Origin of the sequence: Pseudomonas viridiflava (assembly GCF_001642795.1) — a bacterium.
Lineage (GTDB): Bacteria > Pseudomonadota > Gammaproteobacteria > Pseudomonadales > Pseudomonadaceae > Aquipseudomonas > Aquipseudomonas viridiflava.
This window is the reverse complement of sequence record NZ_LKEH01000047.1, coordinates 101,080-126,422: the sequence shown is the minus strand read 5'-3', so window position 1 is coordinate 126,422 and position 25,343 is coordinate 101,080. Positions and strand designations below refer to the sequence as shown.

General features: G+C 57.6%; 21 protein-coding genes, 2 tRNA genes and 1 pseudogene. 9 read left to right on the top strand and 15 right to left on the bottom strand.

The genetic code is table 11. The features are described from left to right. Nucleotides 1-4: 4 nt before the first annotated feature. From tolQ to AO065_RS23540, 9 genes are all read right to left on the bottom strand, one after another. Nucleotides 5-700 carry a protein TolQ gene (gene tolQ, locus AO065_RS23580; RefSeq protein ID WP_004879148.1) on the bottom strand — a complete coding sequence of 232 codons (696 nt, stop codon included), beginning with the start codon at nucleotides 698-700 and terminating at the stop codon, nucleotides 5-7. Next, nucleotides 690-1,157: a tol-pal system-associated acyl-CoA thioesterase gene (gene ybgC, locus AO065_RS23575; protein ID WP_004879146.1), complete on the bottom strand. Its 468-nt coding sequence runs from the start codon at nucleotides 1,155-1,157 to the stop codon at nucleotides 690-692. The genes tolQ and ybgC overlap by 11 nt, the downstream gene beginning before the upstream one ends. A 135-nt stretch (nucleotides 1,158-1,292) precedes the next feature. Then, nucleotides 1,293-2,351, bottom strand: coding sequence for a Holliday junction branch migration DNA helicase RuvB (ruvB, locus tag AO065_RS23570; protein ID WP_004879144.1), 1,059 nt, complete (start codon nucleotides 2,349-2,351; stop codon nucleotides 1,293-1,295). Then, nucleotides 2,352-2,960, bottom strand: a complete 609-nt coding sequence (gene ruvA / locus AO065_RS23565) for a Holliday junction branch migration protein RuvA (protein WP_004879141.1) — start codon at nucleotides 2,958-2,960, stop codon at nucleotides 2,352-2,354. Nucleotides 2,961-3,066: 106 nt separating this feature from the next. After that, nucleotides 3,067-3,591 carry a crossover junction endodeoxyribonuclease RuvC gene (gene ruvC / locus AO065_RS23560; protein WP_004879140.1) on the bottom strand — a complete coding sequence of 175 codons (525 nt, stop codon included), beginning with the start codon at nucleotides 3,589-3,591 and terminating at the stop codon, nucleotides 3,067-3,069. 128 nt (nucleotides 3,592-3,719) lie between these two features. After that, nucleotides 3,720-4,466 (bottom strand): YebC/PmpR family DNA-binding transcriptional regulator, encoded by a 747-nt coding sequence (locus AO065_RS23555; RefSeq protein ID WP_004879139.1) that lies wholly within the window; start codon nucleotides 4,464-4,466, stop codon nucleotides 3,720-3,722. Nucleotides 4,467-4,579: 113 nt separating this feature from the next. Then, entirely contained in the window at nucleotides 4,580-6,355 is a 1,776-nt protein-coding gene (gene aspS, locus AO065_RS23550; RefSeq protein WP_025994454.1) for an aspartate--tRNA ligase, read from the bottom strand. 289 nt (nucleotides 6,356-6,644) lie between these two features. Then, nucleotides 6,645-6,989 carry a ribbon-helix-helix domain-containing protein gene (locus AO065_RS23545; RefSeq protein WP_004879136.1) on the bottom strand — a complete coding sequence of 115 codons (345 nt, stop codon included), beginning with the start codon at nucleotides 6,987-6,989 and terminating at the stop codon, nucleotides 6,645-6,647. Nucleotides 6,990-7,316: 327 nt separating this feature from the next. After that, complete coding sequence (locus AO065_RS23540; RefSeq protein ID WP_004879132.1) at nucleotides 7,317-7,790, bottom strand: Dps family protein; 474 nt, start codon at nucleotides 7,788-7,790, stop codon at nucleotides 7,317-7,319. Between the two features lie 459 nt (nucleotides 7,791-8,249). Here AO065_RS23540 and AO065_RS27610 point away from each other — a divergent pair, with 459 nt between their 5' ends. Then, nucleotides 8,250-8,855, top strand: a complete 606-nt coding sequence (locus AO065_RS27610; RefSeq protein WP_032650179.1) for a cold-shock protein — start codon at nucleotides 8,250-8,252, stop codon at nucleotides 8,853-8,855. A 59-nt stretch (nucleotides 8,856-8,914) separates the two neighbouring features. Here AO065_RS27610 and AO065_RS23530 read toward each other — a convergent pair whose 3' ends face one another. Next, the gene (locus AO065_RS23530; protein ID WP_004879131.1) at nucleotides 8,915-9,121 is read right to left on the bottom strand and encodes a SlyX family protein; all 207 of its coding nucleotides are present in this window, start codon (nucleotides 9,119-9,121) and stop codon (nucleotides 8,915-8,917) included. Between the two features lie 2 nt (nucleotides 9,122-9,123). Then, entirely contained in the window at nucleotides 9,124-9,549 is a 426-nt protein-coding gene (locus tag AO065_RS23525; RefSeq protein WP_004879130.1) for an HIT domain-containing protein, read from the bottom strand. Between the two features lie 971 nt (nucleotides 9,550-10,520). Between AO065_RS23525 and AO065_RS23520 the strand changes: the two genes are divergently transcribed. The 3 genes from AO065_RS23520 to AO065_RS23510 all read left to right on the top strand — a co-directional run bounded on the left by AO065_RS23520 (nucleotide 10,521) and on the right by AO065_RS23510 (nucleotide 14,773). After that, the gene (locus AO065_RS23520; RefSeq protein WP_004879128.1) at nucleotides 10,521-11,861 is read left to right on the top strand and encodes an OprD family porin; all 1,341 of its coding nucleotides are present in this window, start codon (nucleotides 10,521-10,523) and stop codon (nucleotides 11,859-11,861) included. A gap of 171 nt (nucleotides 11,862-12,032) precedes the next feature. Beyond that, nucleotides 12,033-13,748 carry a proline--tRNA ligase gene (locus tag AO065_RS23515; RefSeq protein ID WP_004879126.1) on the top strand — a complete coding sequence of 572 codons (1,716 nt, stop codon included), beginning with the start codon at nucleotides 12,033-12,035 and terminating at the stop codon, nucleotides 13,746-13,748. A 68-nt stretch (nucleotides 13,749-13,816) separates the two neighbouring features. Next, nucleotides 13,817-14,773 carry a hypothetical protein gene (locus AO065_RS23510; protein WP_004879123.1) on the top strand — a complete coding sequence of 319 codons (957 nt, stop codon included), beginning with the start codon at nucleotides 13,817-13,819 and terminating at the stop codon, nucleotides 14,771-14,773. A gap of 33 nt (nucleotides 14,774-14,806) precedes the next feature. On the opposite strand, the gene dinB is transcribed toward AO065_RS23510, so the two are convergent. Continuing rightward, the gene (dinB, locus tag AO065_RS23505) at nucleotides 14,807-15,868 is read right to left on the bottom strand and encodes a DNA polymerase IV (RefSeq protein ID WP_004879122.1); all 1,062 of its coding nucleotides are present in this window, start codon (nucleotides 15,866-15,868) and stop codon (nucleotides 14,807-14,809) included. A 261-nt stretch (nucleotides 15,869-16,129) separates the two neighbouring features. On the opposite strand from dinB, the gene AO065_RS23500 reads away from it, so the two are divergent. The 4 genes from AO065_RS23500 to AO065_RS23485 all read left to right on the top strand — a co-directional run bounded on the left by AO065_RS23500 (nucleotide 16,130) and on the right by AO065_RS23485 (nucleotide 20,804). Beyond that, a tRNA-Met gene (locus AO065_RS23500) sits at nucleotides 16,130-16,206 on the top strand. A 196-nt stretch (nucleotides 16,207-16,402) separates the two neighbouring features. After that, nucleotides 16,403-16,479: transfer RNA gene (locus AO065_RS23495), tRNA-Met, on the top strand. A gap of 351 nt (nucleotides 16,480-16,830) precedes the next feature. Then, the gene (mprF, locus tag AO065_RS23490; protein ID WP_004879119.1) at nucleotides 16,831-19,473 is read left to right on the top strand and encodes a bifunctional lysylphosphatidylglycerol flippase/synthetase MprF; all 2,643 of its coding nucleotides are present in this window, start codon (nucleotides 16,831-16,833) and stop codon (nucleotides 19,471-19,473) included. Continuing rightward, complete coding sequence (locus AO065_RS23485; protein WP_004879117.1) at nucleotides 19,473-20,804, top strand: virulence factor family protein; 1,332 nt, start codon at nucleotides 19,473-19,475, stop codon at nucleotides 20,802-20,804. The genes mprF and AO065_RS23485 overlap by 1 nt, the downstream gene beginning before the upstream one ends. A gap of 80 nt (nucleotides 20,805-20,884) precedes the next feature. On the opposite strand, the gene AO065_RS23480 is transcribed toward AO065_RS23485, so the two are convergent. The 3 genes and pseudogenes from AO065_RS23480 to AO065_RS23475 form a co-directional block, all read right to left on the bottom strand. Then, nucleotides 20,885-22,780: a potassium transporter Kup gene (locus AO065_RS23480; RefSeq protein ID WP_004879116.1), complete on the bottom strand. Its 1,896-nt coding sequence runs from the start codon at nucleotides 22,778-22,780 to the stop codon at nucleotides 20,885-20,887. Nucleotides 22,781-22,993: 213 nt separating this feature from the next. Beyond that, nucleotides 22,994-23,318 (bottom strand): annotated as a pseudogene (locus tag AO065_RS26820) (helix-turn-helix domain-containing protein). Next, nucleotides 23,311-23,622 (bottom strand): type II toxin-antitoxin system RelE/ParE family toxin, encoded by a 312-nt coding sequence (locus AO065_RS23475; protein ID WP_257013694.1) that lies wholly within the window; start codon nucleotides 23,620-23,622, stop codon nucleotides 23,311-23,313. Before AO065_RS23475 ends, AO065_RS26820 begins: the two are co-directional and overlap by 8 nt. A gap of 278 nt (nucleotides 23,623-23,900) precedes the next feature. Between AO065_RS23475 and rimO the strand changes: the two genes are divergently transcribed. After that, entirely contained in the window at nucleotides 23,901-25,244 is a 1,344-nt protein-coding gene (rimO, locus tag AO065_RS23470; RefSeq protein WP_004879110.1) for a 30S ribosomal protein S12 methylthiotransferase RimO, read from the top strand. Nucleotides 25,245-25,343 lie beyond the last annotated feature (99 nt).

The window sequence follows — 25,343 nt, the reverse complement described above, 5'->3', positions numbered from 1 at the left end:
CTGCTCACTCTTCGCTGGTGTGCACTTTACGGTGCAGGATGGCCTGGAACTCTTCAGCGAACGTGTAGTAACGGCTGATCAGAGTCTCGCTGCGCGCGGAGAAACGGTTGTAGGCAATAACGGCCGGAATTGCCGCGAACAGGCCGATGGCTGTTGCGATAAGGGCTTCGGCAATACCTGGTGCCACAGTGGCGAGGGTCGCCTGCTGAGCGGTTGCCAGACCACGGAAGGAGTTCATGATCCCCCAGACAGTACCGAACAGACCGACATACGGGCTGGTGGAACCCACGGTCGCCAGAAACGACAGACCGGACTCAAGCTTTTCTTCCTCACGGGAAATGGCAACACGCATGGCACGGGCCACACCTTCCATCACCGCATCAGGATCGACACCTGACTGCTGACGCAGACGGGAAAACTCCTTGAAGCCTGCACGAAAGATCTGCTCGACGCCCGAATCAGGATCAGGATTGCTGCCTGCCTGACGGTACAGCTTGGACAAATCGATACCGGACCAGAAACGCTCTTCGAAGCTGTCCAGTGCACGCCGACCTGCACGCAGCATGTTGCTGCGCTGAAAAATCACGATCCATGAAGTGACCGAGGCGGCCACTAGAATCAGCATCACCAACTGAACAACAATGCTGGCATTGCTGACCAAACTCCACATGGAGGAATGGTCGACGACGTTAGCTTCCACGCTTTATCTCCTGCTCTGAATGTGTGCCCGCGCCGCTCTGATCGGCAAAGGCCGCTCGCAGAGCTTCGGGAATGGCCCGGGGTTTCAAACTATCGGCGCTTACACACGCCACCAAGAACTGCCCCTCGCAGAGCAGCGTTGCATCCGACGCCCGCCTGACTTGCTGTTGAAAGCGCAGGCTGACACGGTTCAATTCGGTTACCTGTGCACTGACGAGCAATTCGTCATCCAGCCGCGCCGGCTTGTGATAACGCGCTTCGCTGGAGTGCACGACAAACAGCAGGTTGTCCTGCGCCATTGCTGACTGGGCGAAACCAAGATCGCGCAGCCGCTCGGTACGAGCCCGTTCCATGAATTTCAGATAATTGACGTAGTAGACGATGCCGCCAGCATCGGTGTCCTCGTAATAAACGCGACAGCGATGTGCGAACGACTGAACCCCGTTTTGCGCGCGCATACTCTAGTGCTTACTCCTCACGTTGCCAATCGGGTCAGGCAACTGTTTTTCAACGATTTGCCGCTCACCGCCTGTAACACCCAAGAGACTGGCAATGTGACACACAGACGGCCATTAAATTGCATGACGTCACATTTAATCAGCCGGATCATCGATAAATTCCTCGGCGGCCGGCAGCTCTCCCATTCGGGAAGGGATGTTAAGACCGAAGTGCAGATAGGCATGACGAGTCACGACCCTGCCGCGCGGTGTGCGCATCATATAGCCTTGCTGGATCAAATAGGGTTCCAGTACGTCTTCAATCGTATGGCGCTCTTCACTGATGGCCGCCGCGAGGCTGTCGACACCCACCGGACCGCCGTCGAACTTCTCGATCATGGTCAACAGCAGGCGTCTGTCCTGATGGTCGAACCCGTGCTCGTCAACGTCCAGAAGGTTCAGGGCCTTGTCGGCGGTCTGCCGGGTGATCTGTCCATTGCCACGCACTTCGGCGAAGTCGCGCACACGACGCAACAGGCGGTTGGCGATACGCGGGGTGCCACGTGCGCGGCGTGCAATTTCAAACGCGCCTTCCGGTTCGATAACCAGCCCCAGAATGCCGGCGGACCGAGTCACAATCGTCGACAGATCGGCGATGCTGTAGAACTCCAGACGCTGGACGATACCGAAACGGTCACGCAACGGATTGGTCAGCATACCCGCACGGGTGGTCGCACCAACCAGCGTGAACGGCGGCAGGTCGAGTTTGATGGACCGTGCAGCAGGCCCCTCCCCGATCATGATATCCAGCTGAAAGTCTTCCATCGCCGGATACAGGACTTCTTCCACAATGGGCGACAGCCTGTGAATCTCGTCGATGAAAAGCACGTCGTTGGGTTCAAGATTGGTCAGAATTGCGGCCAGATCACCGGGCCTTTCGAGCACCGGCCCGGACGTGCTCTTGATCGAGACCGCCATTTCCTGAGCAATGATATTGGCCAGTGTGGTCTTGCCCAGACCCGGAGGCCCGAAGATCAGCGTGTGGTCCAGAGATTCATTACGGCCTCGTGCAGCCTGGATGAACAACTCCATCTGTTCGCGAACCGTTGGCTGACCAATGTAGTCGGCCAGGCTGAGCGGGCGAATCGCACGGTCCAGCTGTTCGTCGCGATCACGGCCGCCGGTAGCGGTTATCAAGCGGTCGGCATCTATCACTTAGCCCATCCCCTTCAATGCACGCCGGATGAGATCGGCACTGCTCAAATCTTTTTCCTTGATGGCGGAAACGGCCTTGCTTGCTTCCTGAGGTTTGTAGCCCAGCGATATCAACGCACTGACCGCATCGGACTCGGCCGACGCCACGGGTTCAGCCTGATTCGGACCACTGGAAACCAGTGTGAACGTGCCGGGCAGCGACTCCCAGGCCTTGAAACGGTCCTTGAGTTCTACCAGCAGCCGCTCGGCGGTCTTCTTGCCGACACCAGGAATGCGGGTCAGCGCCGAGGTGTCCTGAGCCTGAACGCAGCGTACCAGCTCATCGACTTCAAGACCGGACATCAATGCCAGTGCCAGCTTGGGGCCGACACCATTGAGACGGATCAGCTCTCGAAACAGTTCGCGCTCGCGCTTTTCATAAAAGCCATACAGCAGGTGCGCGTCCTCTCGGACCACAAGATGCGTATGCAGGGTCACGGGTTCACCGACGTGGGGTAGCCGGTACAGCGTAGTCATCGGCACCTCCAGCTCATAACCGACGCCATTGACGTCCAGCACCAGATGCGGAGGCTGTTTTTCGGCGAGAAAGCCGCGTAAACGTCCAATCACGTTTCAGATCCTTTCGTGTTGCCTGTCGCTTGCGCGAAAAAGTTGGGAACAATCATCACAGAGCCAGCCAGCCCTGCAAGTAAAAAAATGCGTGCGAATGATGCAGTCACAGACGCAGCCTGCCGCCCCGGCTACGTGCCGTGCTCAAACCGTGAGGAAGAAGACTGGAACGGGTATGCGCATGGCACAACGCAATGGCTAGCGCATCGGAAGCATCTATCTGTGGCTTCTGAGTCAGCTTGAGCAGGTGCATGACCATCATCATCACCTGCTCCTTATTTGCACCGCCGGTACCGGCCACAGCCTGCTTGACCTGGGTCGCCGTATATTCGGCAATCTCGAGCTCTTCTTCGGCTCCCGCCACGATGGCCGCGCCCCGGGCCTGGCCGAGCTTGAGCGCAGAATCGGCGTTTTTCGCCATGAAGACCTTTTCGATCCCCATCGTCACAGGCCCGTAGGTCTTGATCACCTCACGAACGCCGCGATAGACGATTTGCAGACGTTCGTGCAGCTCACCACTGCCGGTGCGAATGCAGCCCGACGCCACGTAGACACAGCCGCGGCCGGTGTCACGCACCACGCCGTAGCCTGTGATTCGCGAACCGGGGTCAATACCAAGAATAAGAGTCATAACGCCTGCAGCAAGGAAAGGTGACGCAACACAATGAGCGCAGCATAAAGGCAGAAGCCGGAGGCCGATAGCCGCAATCACTCACGGCTTCGTTCCCCCGGCTTCCAGTGCAGCTTGTCTGACGATAGTCAGCCCAGTTGCTCCATGACCTCGTCCGGAATTTCTGCGTTCGAATAGACGTTCTGCACGTCATCCAGGTCTTCAAGCATGTCGATCAGCTTGAGCACCTTTTCAGCGGTTTCCAGATCAAGCACGGCGCTGGTGGTCGGCAGCATGACGATTTCCGCATCCGACGCCTTGAAACCCGCTGCTTCCAACGCGTTACGCACGGCATAGAACCCGGAAAAGGATGTGAAGACATCAATGGAGCCGTCTTCATTGGTCACGACGTCATCGGCATCCGCTTCCATTGCCGCTTCGATCAAGGCGTCTTCATCGACACCCGCAGCGAAGGAGATCTGCCCCTTGCGGTCGAACAGGTAGGCAACGGAACCGTCGGTGCCCAGGTTGCCACCGCATTTGGTAAACGCGTGACGCACAGCGGCAGCAGTCCGGTTGCGGTTGTCAGTCATGGTTTCGACCATGATCGCAACGCCGCCCGGGCCGTAGCCCTCATAACCCAGCTCTTCGACATCATCGCCATCGGAAGCGCCCACGCCACGCGCCACAGCACGATCAATGGTGTCACGGGTCATGTTCGCGCCGAGCGCCTTGTCCAGCGCCAGACGCAGACGCGGGTTGGAGCCCGGATCGCCGCCACCCTGACGAGCGGCAACGGTCAGCTCACGAATCCATTTGGTGAAGATCTTGCCTTTTTTGGCATCCTGACGCTCTTTGCGGTGCTTGATGTTCGCCCACTTAGAATGACCTGCCATTTCTCGCTCCAGATTCTTTTCGAAACACCTTCACCTTTCGCCCATGCAACAGGCAAAAAGTTTCACTCGATTCGGGCAATGCAGGGCGTATCCAGGATACGCCCTGCCCGGCATCACTCGGCCTTTGGCTGCTCGCGCAGGCGAATGTGCAGTTCACGCAGGGCCTTGGCGTCAACGACACCCGGCGCCTGGGTCATGACGTCCGCAGCGCTCTGGGTTTTCGGGAAGGCAATGACTTCACGAATCGACTGAGCGCCAGTCATCAGCATCACCAGACGATCCAGACCGAACGCCAGACCACCGTGCGGTGGTGCGCCGTATTTCAGAGCGTCCAGCAGGAAGCCGAACTTCTCCTGCTGCTCGTCTTCGGCGATGCCCAGCAGACGGAATACCGCCTGTTGCATTTCCTTGCGGTGGATACGGATCGAACCGCCACCCAGCTCGGTACCATTCAGGACCATGTCGTAGGCACGGGACAACGCAGTGGCCGGATTGGCTTCCAGCTCTTCAGGCGTGCACTTGGGCGCAGTGAAAGGGTGGTGCAACGCGGTGAAACTGCCGTCGTCGTTCTCTTCGAACATCGGGAAGTCGACGACCCACATCGGAGCCCATTCGCAGGTGTGCAGCTTCAGATCGTTACCGACCTTGATGCGCAGTGCGCCCAGCGCTTCGCTCACGATCTTGGCCTTGTCAGCACCGAAGAACACGATATCGCCATCCACCGCACCGACGCGATCAAGGATCACGTTGAGGTTGGCTTCAGGGATGTTCTTGACGATCGGCGACTGCAGGCCATCCACGCCATTGGCGCGCTCGTTGACCTTGATGTACGCCAGACCCTTGGCACCGTAGATGCCGACGAACTTGGTGTAATCGTCGATCTGCTTGCGCGGCATGCTCGCGCCGCCTGGAACACGCAGCGCAGCGATGCGGCACTTCGGATCGTTTGCCGGACCGCTGAATACCTTGAACTCGACTTCCTTGAGCTGATCGGCCACGTCGACCAGTTCCAACGGGTTGCGCAGGTCCGGCTTGTCGGAACCATAGCGACGCATGGCTTCTTCGAAGGTCATGTGCGGGAATTCGCCGAATTCCAGATCAAGGACTTCCTTGAACAGCTGGCGGACCATCTTCTCGGTCAGACCGATGATGTCCTTCTCGTCGAGGAAGCTGGTCTCGATGTCGATCTGAGTGAATTCCGGCTGGCGGTCGGCACGCAGGTCTTCGTCGCGGAAGCACTTGGCAATCTGGTAGTAACGGTCGAAACCGGCAACCATCAGCAGCTGCTTGAACAACTGAGGCGATTGCGGCAACGCGAAGAAGCTGCCCGGGTGTGTGCGGCTCGGGACCAGATAGTCGCGAGCGCCTTCCGGTGTGGCACGCGTCAGGATCGGCGTCTCGACATCGAGGAAGCCGTTGTCATCCAGATAACGACGGATGCTGGTGGTGATGCGCGAACGCAGACGCAGCTTTTCAGCCATTTCCGGGCGACGCAGGTCGATGAAGCGATACCGCAGGCGGGTCTCTTCGCCGACATCGGAGTATTCGTTCAGCGGGAACGGCGGGGTTTCCGACTCGTTCAGCACTTCCAGCTCATAGCCCAGCACTTCGATGGCACCCGAGGCCATGTTGGGGTTCACGGCACCGGCAGGACGCGCACGGACCTTGCCGACAACCTTGACCACATATTCGCTGCGAACACGGTCGGCAGCGGCGAAGGTGTCTGCACGATCAGGGTCGAACACCACTTGAGCCATGCCTTCACGGTCGCGGATATCGAGGAAGATAACGCCTCCATGGTCACGGCGACGGTGGACCCATCCGCAAAGGGTAATTTCCTGACCTTCCAGGCTCTCGTTCAGTTGGCCGCAATAATGGCTGCGCATCATGATGGTGGTTTCACTTCTCGTAATTCGAAAATTCGGTGGGGCTTTCGCTCCTGGCTTGCGCTCAATAGTGCAAGGCACCGGCACACAGTTCAAGCCAGCCCTCGCCCACGCAGAGTCATGCCCGTTAGCAAGGCGGAGGATTATATAGAGTTAATCGATGCCGTGCAGCCGAACGAACCTATCCCGCCAGGATAAGTTCGTGGCTGCCCCGTGCGCCCGAGTGGTTCACCCGCAACACCGGGAAGGCGCGGGCCCGCCAGAGGCAGGCCCGCAGAATGAGGGGGTCAAGCTAGGCCCGGGACATGTCCAGACGATCGGCCTTCAACAGGTGCGCCACACAGACGACGCGAATCAGACCGCTGAAATTCTTTACACCGCCATGGCGCAGATGAACCTCTCTATCAATATAGGAAAGCACGGCATTCACCGAGCAGTTATTGGAGTTCGCAATACCGGACAGTATGTTCCAGTACACGTTCTCGAGACGCAGACACGTTGCCAGACCGTTGAGCCGGACTGACTTGGAATGGGGTTGAGCCAGCGTCATGTTGAAATCCTCGACAAAAGGATCATCACGTATCGTCGCATGACGACTTAAATCCTTGACCTCGCGTTCGACACCGTGTGCCATCATCTTGATAACCTCTGTTAGTTAAATTCGGAACAGGAAAAAGGAAACATTTATAAACAAGTGACTACCTGACCTATAAAGCCCGATCCATGAATTTATATCCAGCAGCGGTTGTACTTGCTCACCGTAGGACATGACTACAAGAGACTAAGGAATATCAAGACGTGCAACAGCGACAACTCAAAACACCACTCTGGAGGCACGTGATAGTTACATGACTGCAAGAAAAGGACGAAATCGGTCACACCGAAGGCAGGCGACCCAGATGCAGAGGAGCTAGCGGAAAGGATGGTGCTGGCGAGCGGCACAGGGTGCCACTCGCCGATATCATTACTTCGACTCAAGCATCGAGCGCAACATCCATGCAGTTTTTTCATGAACCTGCATCCGCTGCGTCAACAGATCCGCAGTAGGCTCATCACTGACTTTATCCAACAAAGGAAAAATACTACGTGCCGTGCGGACAACAGCCTCTTGACCCTGAACCAGACTTTTGATCATATCTTCAGCACTTGGCACGCCCTCTTCTTCCTTGATGGTAGAAAGACGCGCATAGGTCGAATAAGTACCCGGTGCAGGAAAACCCAACGCACGAATACGCTCGGCGATGGAGTCGACTGCCAGAGCCAGTTCGTTGTATTGCTCTTCAAACATCAGATGGAGCGTACGAAACATTGGCCCACTGACGTTCCAGTGAAAGTTGTGGGTCTTGAGATAGAGCACATAAGTATCCGAAAGCAGATGCGAAAGACCGTCAACGATCGATTTGCGATCTTCTTCACTGATACCAATATCGATTGCCATGTTTCATGTCCTTTTAGTGAGGATTGGAAAGCAGTAACAGCCGCTACTCTATCAAGAGAAGAGGAGCCGCGCAGCTTTCTGTCGACGTGCAGCCCGACGCTGACGTACGCACAGGAGAAATACCGGAGGCGTCAGCCAGGCCTTTTCATGAAACCCGCGAGGGCCGGAAGCCCCAAACCCGCCAGAAAGCCTTTGGAAGGCTCTGTTTCGGCACTTGCAGGAGGGCTTATGATGCGGCCCACGCTGCGGCCCACACGCTGTTTTTGACTGCGTAAACGACTGATTTGAGTAGCATCGGGCTTTGCTGTTAAATACACCGCGTGTCGCTGAAGCGTTGTCATCCGGCTTGGCGCATAGGCTGGCCCATCGCTCGTGTATCACGCCTCCTCCTGTTCAGAAGCGTACCGGGCGTTACCCGCTTTTTCTTGTAATCCTTCTTGACCTGTGAGCTTTTTAAAAATGTTGAAAATTGTCCACCTGGTAACGGGAGCAGCAGCTCTGTTGCTTTCTTTCATCCCCAGCCTGCGTAGCGAAGCGGTCGCTCCCTACCTGCAACAGCCTGACGCGCTTTTTCTGGCTTTTCTGGGGCTACTCAACCTGATTCTCGCTCCGGTAATTCCCTACTGGAATCGAGGCACCCGTCACACACTGCAAAATCTGGTCAGTGCATTGCTCGTTCTTGCCGTCGTGCTGCAAATCCTCACGCTACTTGTTCCGCTGCAATATATAGCAGGCCAGCCAGCGATCATTGCCGGCCTGGTAACCGCCATCGTAGCCGTCGCCCTGCATCTTGGGGTGAGCTTCTACAGATCGTCCCCTTCGCCCGCACCACAGAGCCATGACATGGGTAACCGTGATACCGGCACCGTGAAGTGGTTCAACACCTCGAAGGGATTCGGCTTTATCTCACGTGATTCCGGCGACGATATTTTTGTGCATTTTCGCGCCATTCGCGGTGAAGGTCATCGTGTGCTGGTCGAAGGTCAGCGCGTCGAGTTCTCGGTGATGAATCGAGACAAGGGCCTGCAAGCCGAAGACGTTATCGCAGCTCTGCCTCGCCGCTGATTTCCAACGGCGATAAAAAACCGCGACCTCCATGGGAGGCCGCGGTTTTTTTATGTTTGTCAGTAATGAGGTGGTGGCGCATCTTCCTCGAAGGTTTCGAACTGATTGCCCAACTCCTCCTGCCGCTTGAGCATAGCGGTCATCTGCAGTTGTAACTGGTCAAGCTCGCGTCGCTGAGCCACCAGCACGTCATTCAATGCCTGAATGGTATCGTCCTGAAAGGTCAGACGGCTCTCAAGCTCCATGACTCGCTCATCAAGGTTCATGATTATTCCCCCTCAAATCGGAAATCAGTCGTTAACACAGGCTTCAGCCTTTCACGAATGGCAGCAAACGCCTCATCCGTATAAGGAACCGCCTGATGCTTGCCCCACACCGGTGCAGGCCAGGCAGCGTCGTCGCGCTTACGCACGATTACATGCATATGGAGCTGGCTGACGACATTGCCAAGCGCTGCAACATTGAGCTTATCAGCGCTGAACAGATCCTTGAGAATCTTCGACAGAGTGGTGGTTTCCTGCCAGAGCTGCAGCTGATCCTGTGCGGAAAGCTCAAACACCTCACTGATGTCGGCGCGACGAGGCACGAGAATGAACCACGGGTAGTTCGAGTCATTGGAGAGCAAAAGCCGACATAGCGGAAAGTCGCCCAGGGGCCGGGTGTCTTGCAGCAGACGTGAATCCAGAACGAACACGATAAAAGCTCCTGATTGCCAGATTAGGTAGCCGCCCTGCCCTGTGACAGCAGGATGCCTGACGTTTTTGAAAGGATACGCGTGATCGGGCAAGGCTTCACCCCGTGTCGGTCGCAGCATCTTACCGACGCAGTGAACAACGGCTGACCACGCCCCGGCCCCGCTCGCACCAGAATGCAGCTGAAATCCTTGGAACCGCACTGAATTGAACCGCGTGCGAGCCTCAGGAACAGCGCTGGGTGCAGGGATACCCATCACTTGAATTGCTTTGATCGCTCAAAAACCTGAATCCGGGTCATGAAAATGAAACAGGGTCTCGATCAACATGAACCGTGCACAAGCGTCGCTCCAGAGTCAGGCAGTCACATCGACCAGTGCACCAAAACCACACACTGATGTTGCGTCGCCAACACTGAGGGTGCGCGATTTACACAAATACAGGTGGGAAACGGTAACAAATCCGGGGCCTGCGGCTAACCTGATACCTGCCGGGCATCGCATGTGAAAATTTTCTTATGGAAATTTTCACGTTAAAACAATCGGATACAGCGTAAAGTCGACGCTGATTCTGATTTTTCACAAATTTTTTTCATTCGATGGAATTTTGTGCACGCTTGTTGCTATATCACCCATATGGTCACGATGCTTCTGGCGGAAAACAGAAGCGAAAATGACCAAGGGAAAACAGTTCGTGCCGCGCAATGACGCTGTCGACCAGCCAGACCGCGCAGAGTCTCTCCTTGAGGCCTTTGCCTGGAACAGCCCCCGAAACAGCTCAAGCGAAGCACCAACAAGGATGACGCACTCAGCGACACCGCCGTAAAGATTCTGAAAGGATAGGGCTGCACCTATCGCAAGCATCGTCAGCGTGAGGTAGTTTTTCCGCCGACATAAAAATAGAAAAGGCCGCCCAGATAAAAAAACAGGTGGGACGGCTTGAGTACCTTCTAAAAACCAAAGGAGCAATCACGATGAGAGTGATGAAGTGGAGCGCAATCGCACTGGCCGTTACCGCAGCCAGCGCCCAACTGGCAACAGCGGCACCGTTCGTCAGTGATCAGGCTGAGGCCAAGGGTTTTGTTGAAGGCAGCACGCTTGACCTGAAATTGCGCAATTATTATTTCAACCGCGACAACAAAGGCGACGGCAACCAGGATCAGCGTGACTGGACCCAAGGTTTGTGGACGAACTTCAGCTCTGGCTACACTCAGGGTACTGTCGGCGTAGGTGTGGAAGCGTTCGGCTATTTTGGGTTGAAGCTCTGGGGGCCAGACACTTATTCCGGATCCACCAACCTGGTTACCGACCGAAATGGCGGTAACGAAGATACGCTTGGCAAACTGGGCGGCGCAGTAAAATTCCGCGTATCTAAGACCGAGCTTAAAATCGGCGACATGCAGCCTACCAGCCCGGTATTTGCAGTCGGCGGATCTCGACTACTGCCACAGACAGCCAGCGGCATAAGCCTGCAAAGCAGTGAGATCAAAGGCCTTGATCTTGAGGGTGGTCACTTCTATTCCGGCACCAGTCAGAACGACACAAGTCATGACGGAAGCATCTGGGCGAACTACGCCGGGGTGCGGGCTAATAGTGCAGACTTCGCTGGCGGCAAATACGCAATTAACGACGCTCTGGGCGTTGCGTTCTATGCAGCCAAGCTTGAAGACGTGTGGAATCAGTACTACGGAAACGTTAACTACGCACTTCCGCTGGGTAACGAGCAGTCTCTTGCTTTCGACGCCAACCTCTACCGCACTACGGATGAGGGCAGCGCAAAAGCAGGCTCGATCAGCAACACCACCTACTCCCTCTCCGCAGCCTACTCTTTTCTGGCTGCGCACACAGTTACCGTTGCCTTCCAAAAAGTTAACGGCGATACGCCTTTCGATTACATAGGCATTGGCGATAACAACCGCGGCGGCGACTCGATTTTCCTTGCGAACTCTGTCCAGTATTCTGACTTCAACGGTCCTGGGGAGAAGTCCTGGCAGGTGCGTTACGACCTGAACATGGCACCCTATGGCGTTCCTGGTCTGAGCTTCATGACGCGTTACCTCAATGGTGACAACATCGACGGCACCGGCCTGGCTGCAAACTCGACTTACCGCAAAAATGACGGCAGCCCAATTTATGGCGCTGACGGCAAACACCACGAGACCAACCTGGAAGCCAAGTACGTCGTACAGACAGGCCCTGCAAAAGACCTGTCCTTCCGCATGCGTCAAGCATGGCACCGTGGCAACGACGCTCAGGCTGACGGCGACGTCAACGAGTTCCGCCTGATCGTCGATTACCCGATTTCGATCCTGTAATCACGGTTCTGCACTCGACAATACGAAAAGCCCGGCTCATGCCGGGCTTTTTCTTACCTGCGCGAAAGCTCGGCCGCACAACCCGAACGACCGCCCTGCCCTGTACGCCACCGGCACATCACCGTACAATCCCGAGTCATTTCCAGTCTCAGCAACCGACAACGGCCAACCATGCGCACCAGTCAATTTTTGCTCGCCACACAGAAAGAAACCCCTTCCGATGCGGTCGTGGTCAGCCATCAGCTGATGCTGCGCGCCGGCATGATCCGCAAGCTCGCCTCCGGCCTGTACACCTGGCTGCCGATGGGCCTTCGCGTGCTGCGCAAGGTAGAAGCAATCGTTCGCGAGGAGATGGACGCTGCAGGCGCACTCGAAATCCTGATGCCGGGCATTCAACCCGCAGAACTGTGGCAGGAATCCGGCCGCTGGGTGCAGTACGGCCCTGAATTGATGCGTCTGGTCGACCGCCACCAACGTGATTTCTGCCTGGGCCCGACCCATGAAGAAGTCATCACCGATCTGGCACGCAACGAGCTGAACAGCTATAAGCAGCTGCCGATCAACATGTACCAGATCCAGACAAAATTCCGTGACGAGATCCGCCCACGCTTCGGCCTGATGCGCGGTCGCGAGTTCGTCATGAAGGATGCCTACTCGTTCCACGCCGATCATGCTTCGTTGCAGGAAACCTACGACCGCATGCATCAGGCGTATAGCAATATCTTTACCCGCCTGGGGCTGAAATTCCGCCCGGTCGAGGCGGATAACGGTTCGATCGGTGGTGCAGGCTCGCACGAGTTCCACGTACTGGCCGAATCCGGCGAAGACGACATCGTGTTCAGCGATGGCTCCGACTACGCCGCCAACATTGAAAAAGCCGAAGCGGTGCCACGCGAAACGTCGCGCCCTGCTCCGACCGAAGAGCTGCGCCTGGTCGACACACCGAACACCAAGACCATCGCGCAACTGGTCGAAGGCTTCAATCTGCCGATCGAAAAGACCGTCAAGACCCTGGTGGTGCATGCTGCCGAAGAAGGCAAGCTGGTTGCACTGATCATTCGTGGCGACCACGAACTCAACGAAATCAAGGCCACCAGACTGGAGCAGGTCGCAGACCCTCTGGTCATGGCGTCCGAAGCCGAACTGCGTGATGCCATCGGCGCAGGCGCAGGCTCACTGGGCCCGCTCAACCTGCCACTGCCTTGCATCATCGATCGCTCGGTCGCGCTGATGAGCGATTTCAGTGTCGGTGCCAACATCGACGACAAGCACTACTTCGGCGTCAACTGGGAGCGTGATCTGCCGGTTCCGACCGTTGCCGATCTGCGCAACGTGGTTGCTGGCGATCCAAGCCCGGACGGCAAGGGCACCCTGGAAATCAAGCGCGGCATCGAAGTCGGCCATATCTTCCAGCTGGGCACCAAGTACAGCGAAGCCATGAAGTGCCAGGTACTGGGCGAGAACGGCAAGCCGGTCAACCTGTCCATGGGTTGCTATGGCATCGGCGTGTCCCGCGTGGTTGCTGCGGCCATCGAACAGAACAGCGACGAGAACGGCATTATCTGGAACGATACACTGGCACCGTTCCAGATTGCCCTGATCCCGCTGCGCTACGAAACCGACGCCGTACGTGGAGCGACAGACAAACTGTACGCCGAGCTGAAAGCCGCCGGTTTTGAAGTGCTGCTCGATGATCGCGACAAGAAAACCAGCCCGGGCATCAAGTTCGCAGACATGGAACTGATCGGCATCCCGCATCGCATCGTGGTCAGTGATCGCGGTCTGGCCGAAGGGAATCTGGAATACAAGAGCCGTACCGAGTCGCAACCGCAAGCCCTTGCAGTTGCTGACGTGCTGTCGTTCATTCAGGGCCGCGTGAAACGCTGAGTAAAAAGGCGCATCGACATCTGTCGATGCGCCACTCATCACCGGCCCCATCCGCATCAAGAGATCCCATGTTCAAACGAAGCACCTTAAGCCTCGGCAGCGCCGTTCTCTGCGGCACTTTCCTCGTCGGTGGCTGTGCCAATCAGTTGTCACAGCGCAGCGAACATGAGGAACGTGTCGAGCGAAAACTGCTTGAACACACCTTGCAGGTCGATATCGGCGAACCCAAGACACTGGAGTTGCCGCAACGACGTGTGCGTATCCACGAACACAAGTCGTTCGAAGTCACCGACTTCGAGGTGACACGCCATTACGACCGCTACACGCCCTATCAGCCTTGGCGGGAGATCTATGAAATCCCGCTCGGTGCAGTCGCAGTCGTGGCTGGCGTGGGCGCCAACGTGGTCAATGTCTTCGCACTGGGCAGTCTGCCGGAAAGCGTGACCAAGGACTGGATCAGCTACGGCGTTGCCGGAATGAACCCGTTCATGAACGCGCCCTCGCACGGTCGCGCCGAGCAAAACCTGGCGGGCATCGATGAGGTGCAGAAAGACAAGCGCATAGAGAATTCCACCCTGCCGTGGAGCGAGCGCTCGGTCATGGTCAAGGCGGGTAACGACACCCACGAGATGGCCACAGACCGCAACGGCGTACTGAGGCTCAATCTGCTGGACAGCCCGTTCGCAGAACAGGACCTGAGCCGTGTCACTCGTATCTATATCAATGTGGAAGACGAACAGGACAACGCACACGCCAATGAGAGTCTGCCAATCAGCCACTCACTGCGCGGCAAACTCCTGGAAGCACATGCGCTGATTTACGACGATCTGGAAGACGACGAAGTAAGCCAGTGGGTGCATCGGGTCAAGCGCCTGTCGGATCTTGGTCTTGAAGAAGAAGCCAGTGAACTGGAACAGAGCCTCATCGAACTGACGCGCAATGATCCACAGCTGCAGAACGAGTTTCTGAAGTCGCTGGCCAGGGATGCCGGTCGCCTGGTTGCGGTTCCTGCACAAGCGCAATGAACATTGGGCTCCGTGATCGCACGGAGCCGCCTGTTAACGCGTGAACAATTCCAGTTGCTCGTGGGCCGCACGCAAGTCGTGCAGGCGCATCCCTACGCCCAATAACCGAACCGGCTTCCCACCCCGCGCGAAAGCCTGCGCCAGTAACTGCTCATAACTGCCCAGATCCCTGCCCGCGCCGGTCTGCTCCAGCGTAGTCTGAGTGAAGTCGTGGAATTTCACTTTGACGAAGGGTTTGCCTGGGCGGTACTGACCTTCCATTCGCGCCATGCGGTGGGTCAGCGTCTCCAGCAAGGCAGGCAGCTTTTCCAGGCAACTGGCCAGATCAGGCAGATCCTTGTCGTAAGTATTCTCGACACTGACCGACTGACGCCGACTGTCATTCTGCACAGGCCGGTCATCAATGCCATGCGCAAGACTCCAGAGCCGTTCGCCGAAACTGCCGAACTCACGCACCAGCGCCAGCTTGCTACGGCTGCGCAGATCCGCACAGTCGACAATCCCCAGACGCCCCAGCTTGTCGGCCGTGACCTTGCCCACCCCGTGCAGCTTGTTGACAGGCAGCGATGCGACAAAGTCCTCGACCTGATCCGGAGTGATAACAAACAGCCCGTTCGGCTTTTTCCAGTCGCTGGCGATTTTGGCCAGAAACTTGTTGGGCGCAACGCCCGCCGACACAGTGATGTGCAGCTGATTCGAAACCCTGCGCCGGATATCCTGAGCAATGCGCGTCGCACTCCCCGAGAAGTGGCTCGCATCGGATACGTCCAAAAACGCCTCATCCAGAGACAGCGGCTCGATCAGGTCGGTGTAATCGCGAAATATCGTCTGGATTTCCTTCGATGCTTCTTTATAGGCATCCATACGCGGCTTGACGATGGTCAGGTCTGGACAGAGCTTGAGGGCATGTCGAGAGGACATGGCAGAACGCACACCGTACGCACGCGCCTCGTAATTGCAGGTAGCGATAACCCCCCGCCGCTCTGCCGAGCCCCCTACTGCCAAAGGCTTGGCCGCCAGACTCGGGTCGTCGCGCATTTCGATGGCTGCATAAAAGCAGTCACAGTCGATGTGGATGATTTTGCGCTGCGTCATGACCTGATGAGATTTTGATATCCATGGTCGGGCAGTATCTCACTGCTATCAACTCGTGACACGCAGGTCCTGAAAATGCGCGATGAAAAGGCCGCATTTGCATCGCTGCTCGTAGGTAAACACCACCCGAAGCCCGGCGGGCCGGGCGTCAAAGGTCGTTCACACCCCCGCTTCGCCTCGCTAACCACTTGAAGGAGAAGCACTTTTTTTAAACTAATCATTGACACCCCGGCAACTCTCTGTAGAATGCCGCCACACAGACGCGGGATGGAGCAGTCTGGTAGCTCGTCGGGCTCATAACCCGAAGGTCGTCGGTTCAAATCCGGCTCCCGCAACCAAACATCAAGAAAGGCTACTCGAAAGAGTGGCCTTTTTTGTGCGCGTTCATAAAGCGTCGCCTCCTGCTTCTATATAGAAGAGCTGAGCCAGCCCGGAACGCGTAGGTGGATCCAAGCATTAAGCGAGGTTATTTTCAGCTTTCGAGCATTAAGGGTTGACACTTTCTCGTTCGGCTGTAGAATGCCGCCACACAGACGCGGGATGGAGCAGTCTGGTAGCTCGTCGGGCTCATAACCCGAAGGTCGTCGGTTCAAATCCGGCTCCCGCAACCAAACATCGAAGAAGGCTGCTCGAAAGAGCGGCCTTTTTTGTGCCTGATGAAAACCCCCTCCTCGATATCAGTAACTGTCTGACAAAAAAGACTATTTGCTCCAGACATTGAAGCCCTATCATCACGAACGTCACGTAATGTTTCCATTTACGACAGTTTTTTCACATGCGGCCGATAGGCTTATGGCTAAGCTGAATCAGACCTGAATCACGGCTGAACAGCATTGACCCGTTCTATTCGCTATTCGCTCGTTAGGCGTTGACGCGCTAACATCCTGAAATATTTTTTGCGTAGGGATTGGTAACTTGGCTGTATACCTCCATCCTGTCGCGCACGATCCAAGGAGTGATTGATGCGCGACAACACGTCAGATTCCAATGAAACAGTGAATGCCGACCAACCCGGCAAACCCGCACGCCTGCAGTGGCGCGAGTTGCTGAGCAAGTATCGCCAGCCTATCGGGCTGGCTGTGATGCTGCTGCTGTTCGGCCTGGCCTTGATCGCCTGCCGGCACATGCTCATCGAGATGGACTGGTACGCGCTGCACGATTCCCTGTTCGCCGTGCCCCTGGCTTCTCTGGGCGGCGCCCTGCTGGCCGCGATAATCGGCTACGTCATCCTGATGGGTTACGAGCTGTCGGCCAGTCGCTATGCCAACGTCGACCTGCCGACCAAAACTCTGATCCTCGGTGGTTTCACGTCGTTTGCGATTGGCAATGCGGTAGGTCTGTCGATGCTGTCTGGCGGCTCGGTCCGTTATCGCCTGTACTCGCGACATGGTATCGGCGCGATTGAAATTGCCCGAATGACCGTGTTCGCCAGCCTATCGCTGGGTTGTGCGCTGCCGCCACTCGCTGCGCTGGCGACCTTGAGCAACCTGTCCGGCGCATCGCTCGCACTGAAGCTTCCCGTCGAAGTTCTCGCGGTCATTGCGACTGCGGTGCTGGTCGGCAGCATTTTACTGGCGGTCGCGATATATCGCCGTCGCCTGCCGGAACAGGATATCCCCCACAACATTCTGGTCCGTCTTGGTCGTCGCACCCTGCGTCTTCCGAACCTGCGTCTGACCCTGATCCAGTTGGTGATCACCGCGCTGGACGTGGCCGCCGCAGCTCTGGTGCTTTACCTGCTGCTGCCCCAGGCGCCACCGCTGGGCGCGTTTATGCTGATCTACCTGCTGGCGCTCGCCGCTGGCGTACTCAGTCATGTACCCGGCGGCGTCGGCGTCTTCGAAGCGATTCTGCTGGCTGCGTTTGCCAATGAGCTGGGCGCTGCGCCGCTGGCGGCCGCCCTGTTGCTGTATCGCCTGATCTACGTCGTGCTGCCGCTGCTGCTGGCATGCCTGACGTTGTTGTTCACCGAAGCCCAACGACTGCTTCCGACCCGACAGGCGATGCGCGTCGCGTCAGGTCTGGCAGCACCGATCCTGGCACTACTGGTTTTCTTGTCGGGGGTGGTGCTGCTCTTCTCTGGTGCCACCCCTGAAATCGATACCCGATTGGAAAACGTCGGCTTCATGATTCCCCATCGCCTGATCGATGCTTCGCACTTCGGCGCAAGCCTGGTCGGCGTACTCTGCCTGCTGCTGGCGCAAGGGCTGCGCCGACGACTGTCCGCTGCCTGGGTGCTCACCGTGATCCTGTTGCTGGTGGGTGCCGTGCTGTCGATGCTCAAGGGCTTCGACTGGGAAGAAGCCAGCCTTCTGCTGCTGACTGCGGTCCTGCTGATGACCTTCCGCCGCTCGTTCTATCGCCCAAGCCGCCTTCTGGAAGTGCCGTTTTCTCCGCTTTATCTGATCGCCAGCGTCTGCGTGGTCGGTGCGTCGATCTGGCTGCTGCTGTTTGCTTATCAGGACGTGCCTTACAGCCACCAGTTGTGGTGGCAGTTCACGCTGGACGCCGATGCTCCTCGCGGCCTGCGCTCGGCGCTGGGCAGCGCGGTTCTGCTGGTGGTGGTCTCCCTGACCTGGCTGCTGCGCACCGCGCGCCCTGTCATCAAGCTGCCTGATGCAGCCGACCTGGACAAGGCGGCCGAGATTCTCAAAGCCTCCAGCCAGCCGGACGGCGGACTGGTACTGACCGGCGACAAGGCCATCCTGTTTCACCCGGCCGGCAACGCGTTCCTGATGTATTCGCACCGCGGTCGCAGTCTCGTTGCGCTTTATGACCCTATCGGCCCGACACAACAGCGTGCCGAGCTGATTTGGCAATTCCGTGACCTGTGCGACGTTCACCATGCACGTCCCGTGTTCTACCAGGTACGTGCTGAAAACCTGCCGTTCTACATGGACATCGGGCTGACCGCGATCAAGCTGGGCGAAGAAGCACGAGTCAACCTGCTGAAGTTCGATATCGAAGCCAAAGGCAAGGAGATGAAGGACCTGCGCTACACCTGGAACCGTGGCGGTCGTGATGGTCTTTCGCTGGAGATCTACGAGCAGGGCGAAGCGCCAATCGATGAACTCAAAGCGATCTCCGATGCCTGGCTGACCGGCAAGAATGTGCGAGAGAAAGGCTTTTCTCTGGGACGCTTCAACCCCGAATACCTCAAGTATTTCCGCATTGCGATCGTTCACTTCCAGGGCAAGCCGGTGGCGTTTTCCAACCTGCTGGAAACCACCAGCCACGAACTGGCCAGCCTCGACCTGATGCGCTCGCATCCGGACGCGCCCAAATTGACCATGGAATTCATGATGGTCGGGTTGATTCTGCATTATAAGGCGCAGGGCTATTCCCGCTTCAGCCTGGGTATGGTGCCGCTGTCCGGCCTGCAGCCGAGACGCGGCGCACCACTGACCCAGCGTCTGGGCTCGATGATCTTCCGCCGTGGAGAACAGCTCTACAACTTTCAGGGGCTGCGCCGCTTCAAGGACAAGTTCCAGCCCGACTGGGAACCTCGTTATATGGCCGTGCCTGCCGGACTCGATCCGCTCGTGGCACTGGCTGACACTGCCGCCCTGATTGCGGGCGGCCTGACTGGATTGGTGAAACGCTGATGATTCGACGCTCCTGGCGCCTTTTGCTCGCAGCTCTGGTAATTCTTCTTTTGGTCGCACTGGGAGTCTGGATCTGGAACCGCCCCGCTCCACCCGCCACACTTGAGCACTCGAATCTGGATGACGGGGCCGCGCTGACCAGCGTGACCCCGGCCACCAGCATCAAGACCCGTATCGCACTGGCTGTCACTGCCGAGGAAATGCTCACCGACAAGCAATTGCTGGCCATCAGCAAAGACGCGTCGGCGCGCATCGTTCAGGTTGTTCTGCCGAAAGACGATTGCGTCATGCAGCAGAAGACGTTCCAGAGCGCCCTCGAAAAACTGGACGGCCCTGCACTGGTCGTCGGCGGCATAGGCCCGGGCGCAACGCTGGCCTGGCGCTGGCTGGCCGGACAGACTGACGACAAGGCTCAGGCCATCTCCGTGGGCTTCGCCCTTGAGCACGTGTCCAATCCGCCACCGGTGGTGGAGGAAGGCGACACGCCGCCACGCATCTGTGACGTGCCGCTGCCACAGAAAGCGCCGCACGGTCACTGGCTGGCAGCCTGGAATGATGCGCCGGATGATCCGAGCGCAGCGTTCGTAAGGGATCAGACCAACGCCGATACCAGCATCAGTGACTACGATATCCCGCTGCCACAGGTTCTGAACACCGAACTGCGCCATCTGCTGTTGGGTGAAAACGATGCAGGCGGCCTGGGCATTCCGGTCGTTGAAGTGCCGGCCAGCCAACCATCCGACACCGTCACGCTGTTCATGTCCGGTGATGGCGGCTGGCGCGATCTGGACAAGGTCGTCGCAGGCGACATGGCCAAAATGGGCTATCCGGTGGTCGGCATCGACGTGCTGCGTTACTACTGGGAGCACAAGACGCCCGAGCAGACCGCCGTCGACCTCACCGACCTGATGAACCACTACCGTCAGAAATGGGGCACCAAACGCTTCATTCTTGCCGGTTACTCGTTCGGCGCCGACGTCATGCCTGCGATCTACAACCGTCTGGCGACGGACGATCAGAACCGCGTAGACGCAATCATCCTGCTGGCATTTGCCCGCTCCGGCAGTTTCGAAATTCATGTGGATGGCTGGCTGGGCAACGCAGGCAAGGAAGCGACAACCGGACCGGAAATGGCCAAGCTGCCTGCCGCCAAGGTGTTCTGCGTCTATGGCATCGAAGAGAAGAAGGACAGCGGCTGCACCGACACCACAGCAGTGGGTGAAGCGGTCCAGTTGCCCGGCGGTCATCACTTCGATGAAGACTACCCCGCTTTGGCCAAACGCCTGATCAACGCCATCAACAAGCGTCAGGGCAAGACCGGCGCTCAATAACCGGTCAGTTGTCAGAGCCAAAAAAATCCCGGCACCGTAAGGTCGCCGGGATTTTTGTTTGCGGGGGAGTATCTGTCAGCTTACATCTCGACTTGCGTACCCAGCTCGATCACACGGTTGAACGGCAGCTTGAAGAAGCGCAGGTTGCCGTTGGCGTTCTTGAGCATGAAGGCAAACAGTGCCTCGCGCCAGCGAGCCATGCCGACCATCTTCGACGGAATGACCGTCTCGCGACTCAGGAAGTAGGTGGTGCGCATCGGGCTGAAGTCCAGTTCGGCCAAGTGACACAGGGCGAGCGCAGCGGGCACGTCAGGCTCGTCAATGAACCCGAAGTGCAGAATCACGCGGTAGAACCCTTCCCCGTATGACTCGACCTCGAAACGCTGCTGGGCCGGAACCCTCGGTGTATCCTCGTAGACAACCGTCAACAGCACGACCTGCTCGTGTAACACCTGGTTGTGCAGCATGTTGTGCAGCAGCGCATGCGGCACAGCATCGGAACGGGCCGTCAGGAACACCGCCGTACCCTGCACCCGATGCGGCGGCTGCACGCGAATGCTGCCTATGAAGATCGGCAGCGGCAGACCGCCTTCGTCGATACGCTCGGCGAGCAACTGCTTGCCGCGCTTCCAGGTGGTCATGAGGATGAACAGCACCGCGCCCGCCAGCACCGGAAAGGCACCGCCCTGGAAAATCTTCGGCACGTTGGCAGCGAAGAACAGACCGTCTACCAGCAACAGCCCTATCAATAGCGGAACGGCCAGCAGTGGCGGCCATTTCCACAGCAGCAGCATCACCGAAGACACCAGAATCGTGGTGCAGAGCATGGTCCCGGTCACCGCCACGCCATAGGCAGAAGCCAGCGCGCCGGAAGATTCGAAGCCGATCACCAGCATGATCACGCCCGCCATCAGCGCCCAGTTTACGGCGCCGATGTAAATCTGGCCCTGCGCATCACTGGAGGTGTGCTGGATGTACATGCGTGGGATGTAGCCAAGCTGGATGGCCTGCAGCGTCATCGAGAACGCACCGGAAATCACCGCTTGAGAGGCAATGATCGTCGCCATGGTCGACAGGCCGATCAGTGGCAGCAGCGCCCAACCCGGCGCCAGCAGATAGAACGGATTGCGCACGGTCTCGGGATTGCCCAGCACCAGCGCACCCTGACCGAAGTAGTTGAGCAGCAACGCCGGCAACACGAGGATGAACCACGCCCGCGAAATCGGCTTGCGGCCGAAGTGGCCCATGTCTGCATACAAGGCTTCGGCGCCCGTCAACGCCAGCACCACCGCGCCAAGAATGGCGACACCGATGCCAGGATGAATAATGAAGAAGTGCACGCCCCAGGCAGGATTCACCGCCTTGAGCACTTCCGGCGACTGCATGATGCCGTACACACCCAGCGCGCCCAGCACCACAAACCAGGTGACCATCACCGGACCGAACAGCACACCGATGCGCGCCGTACCGTGCCTCTGAATCAGGAACAGACCGATCAACACCACCAATGCCATCGGCACGATCCAGTGCTCCAGCCCGTCGAACGCCAGCTCGAGACCTTCCATCGCCGACAACACGGATACGGCAGGCGTGATCATGCTGTCGCCGTAGAACAGCGCCGCACCGAACAGGCCGAACACCACCATCAACATCTGCAGCTTGGGGAACTTGGCAGTAGCCCGTCGCGCCAGTGCCGTCAGGGCCATGATGCCGCCCTCGCCCTGGTTATCGGCACGCAGGATGAAGACCATGTACTTGAAGGACACCACCCAGATCAGCGACCAGAAAATCAGCGACAGAACGCCCAGAATCGCGTCGTGTGTGACCTCGACCCCGTAGCCGCCCTGAAACACCTCCTTGAGCGTATACAGCGGGCTGGTGCCGATATCGCCATACACCACGCCCACCGCTGCGATCAGCAGCCCAACAGGCCTGGCAGCCTTTCCAGAACCTTCATGACTGTTTGTTTGACTCATCCACTACTCCCGGAAACCAGACATGAGGTTCAAAGCACTATGAACTTCACAACGCGTAACAATTCAGATCCGCCCAGACATTGACATGCCGGGATGCGATGGCGCGAAGCATAACGCAGCGGTGGGTGTAATTCTCTTTCTAAGATGGGCACATCATGTCAACGCCCAAGAAAAAGCCCACCGACAGGTGGGCCTTAGATCTATTCAGTGCCTTTAAGCAAAGACAACCTCAACTCGCCCTTCACCACCACGCGAGCGGGGCGCTGTCTTTACAACTATCTGGACATCATGCCCAAGGCGAGAGAGGCAATCGATCATCTTGGACTCGCTGATACCTCTGAATTTTCCCCTGAGCATTTCCGACACCTTGGGTTGAGGCATCGCAAGGATTCGAGCAGCTTCGACCTGAGTAAGATGTCGAGCCTNTTATAATGGCGCCTATCTTGGTGGCTAGTTGCGCCTTGATCAACATTTCGCTGGCGTCGCCTCGGCCGAGGTCTGCGTAGACATTGCCGCTACTTTCTTCGATATCAGTCATTTTTAGTCCCCTTGGCATGTTCTTCTGCTGCTTTGAGTCGAGATTTGATCAGATCAATGTCGTGTTGCGCCGTCTTGATGCCTGAGGTCGACTTCTTCTGAAAGCAATGCAAGGCATAGACCGCATTTCCAAACTTGACGGTATAAACCGCCCGGTAAGTATCCCCGTCATAATCCTCAACAACCTCAAGCACACCAGCCCCGGAAAAGCCTTTCAAGGGTACAGCTTGAGTATGCTTGTTTCCCTGCTGAGCCTGATGGAGCGCATACCCGAATACATCCTGCACATCCTCGGGCATCGCCAACAGGTCTTTCTTACTGCCAAACAACCAATACAATGGCTTCACTGCGAGATCGCCTATCCTTACCAACACGGACAAAATATACCCGTTTGGGTATAGGATCAATTGACAATCCTGTTTCAAACCTTGAAGACGTTCCGCACTCGTCGTAAATCTCGCCCAGACACTGGTCATCACGCCCGCTCATCGCTAGAATTGCGCACTTTTTGATCAGAGGCGCAACCAAGCGCCCAATCGGTGCCTGCACGTAGTGTCCAGGCCCCATCACGCCGAGGTTCGCCATGTCCACCGTCACCACGCCATCCGCCCCCAAGGTTGGATTCGTCTCTCTGGGTTGTCCGAAAGCGCTCGTTGACTCCGAACGCATCCTGACTCAGCTGCGCATGGAAGGTTACGAAGTCGTTCCGACTTACGAAGACGCCGACGTGGTTGTCGTCAATACCTGCGGCTTCATTGACTCGGCCAAGGCTGAGTCGCTGGAAGTGATCGGTGAGGCACTGGCGGAAAACGGCAAGGTGATCGTGACCGGCTGCATGGGCGTGGATGAAAGCGTCATTCGCAAGGTCCACCCGAGCGTGTTGTCGGTGACCGGTCCTCAACAGTACGAGCAGGTCGTCAATGCCGTGCACGAAGTCGTGCCGCCGCGCCACGATCACAACCCACTGATCGATCTGGTGCCGCCGCAAGGCATCAAGCTCACACCGCGTCACTACGCGTACCTGAAGATTTCCGAAGGCTGTAACCACAGCTGCAGCTTCTGCATCATTCCGTCGATGCGCGGCAAGCTGGTCAGCCGCCCGGTAGGCGATGTGCTCGACGAAGCCAAGCGTCTGGTCAAATCCGGCGTGAAGGAATTGCTGGTGATCTCGCAGGACACCAGCGCCTACGGCGTTGACGTCAAGTACCGCACCGGTTTCTGGGACGGCCAGCCAGTCAAGACCCGCATGACCGAGCTGTGTCAGGCGCTGGGTTCAATGGGCGTCTGGGTCCGCCTGCATTACGTTTATCCGTACCCGCACGTTGACGAGCTGATCCCGTTGATGGCGGCCGGCAAGATCCTGCCGTACCTGGATATCCCGTTCCAGCACGCCAGCCCCAAGGTCCTCAAGCTGATGAAGCGCCCTGCCTTCGAGGACAAGACCCTGGCCCGCATCAAGAACTGGCGCGAGCAGTGCCCTGATCTGATCATCCGCTCGACCTTTATCGTCGGCTTCCCTGGCGAAACCGAAGAAGACTTCCAGTACCTCCTGGACTGGCTGACCGAGGCCCAACTGGACCGCGTCGGCTGCTTCCAGTACTCCCCGGTCGAAGGTGCCCCCGCCAACCTGTTGGACGCCGCCATTGTGCCGGATGATGTCAAACAGGACCGTTGGGACCGCTTCATGGCGCACCAGCAGGCCATCAGCGCCGCTCGTCTGCAGATGAAAATCGGTCGCGAGATCGAAGTGCTGATCGACGAAGTCGATGAACGCGGTGCGGTTGGCCGCTGCTTCTTCGATGCCCCTGAAATCGACGGTAATGTGTTCATCGGTCTGGAAGACGACAGCACGGTCAAGCCGGGTGACAAGATCATGTGCCGTGTGACCGACGCCGATGAATACGACCTGTGGGCCGAAATCATCTGACGCTGGCTCCACCTGCCGGAAAAAGCCCTGCCCTTCAAAACGGCAGGGCTTTTTCGTTGAGTTTTGCGGTCTATGCACAGACTGGACACTGGGAGCGCT

Coding starts and splice junctions, on each gene's coding strand:
- ybgC (WP_004879146.1), bottom strand. CDS start 1,157: ATGCGCGCGCAAAACGGGGTTCAGTCGTTCGCACATCGCTGTCGCGTT.
- ruvC (WP_004879140.1), bottom strand. CDS start 3,591: ATGACTCTTATTCTTGGTATTGACCCCGGTTCGCGAATCACAGGCTAC.
- AO065_RS23555 (WP_004879139.1), bottom strand. CDS start 4,466: ATGGCAGGTCATTCTAAGTGGGCGAACATCAAGCACCGCAAAGAGCGT.
- aspS (WP_025994454.1), bottom strand. CDS start 6,355: ATGATGCGCAGCCATTATTGCGGCCAACTGAACGAGAGCCTGGAAGGT.
- AO065_RS23545 (WP_004879136.1), bottom strand. CDS start 6,989: ATGATGGCACACGGTGTCGAACGCGAGGTCAAGGATTTAAGTCGTCAT.
- AO065_RS23540 (WP_004879132.1), bottom strand. CDS start 7,790: ATGGCAATCGATATTGGTATCAGTGAAGAAGATCGCAAATCGATCGTT.
- AO065_RS27610 (WP_032650179.1), top strand. CDS start 8,250: ATGTTGAAAATTGTCCACCTGGTAACGGGAGCAGCAGCTCTGTTGCTT.
- AO065_RS23530 (WP_004879131.1), bottom strand. CDS start 9,121: ATGAACCTTGATGAGCGAGTCATGGAGCTTGAGAGCCGTCTGACCTTT.
- AO065_RS23520 (WP_004879128.1), top strand. CDS start 10,521: ATGAGAGTGATGAAGTGGAGCGCAATCGCACTGGCCGTTACCGCAGCC.
- AO065_RS23515 (WP_004879126.1), top strand. CDS start 12,033: ATGCGCACCAGTCAATTTTTGCTCGCCACACAGAAAGAAACCCCTTCC.
- AO065_RS23510 (WP_004879123.1), top strand. CDS start 13,817: ATGTTCAAACGAAGCACCTTAAGCCTCGGCAGCGCCGTTCTCTGCGGC.
- dinB (WP_004879122.1), bottom strand. CDS start 15,868: ATGACGCAGCGCAAAATCATCCACATCGACTGTGACTGCTTTTATGCA.
- mprF (WP_004879119.1), top strand. CDS start 16,831: ATGCGCGACAACACGTCAGATTCCAATGAAACAGTGAATGCCGACCAA.
- AO065_RS23485 (WP_004879117.1), top strand. CDS start 19,473: ATGATTCGACGCTCCTGGCGCCTTTTGCTCGCAGCTCTGGTAATTCTT.
- AO065_RS23480 (WP_004879116.1), bottom strand. CDS start 22,780: ATGAGTCAAACAAACAGTCATGAAGGTTCTGGAAAGGCTGCCAGGCCT.
- rimO (WP_004879110.1), top strand. CDS start 23,901: ATGTCCACCGTCACCACGCCATCCGCCCCCAAGGTTGGATTCGTCTCT.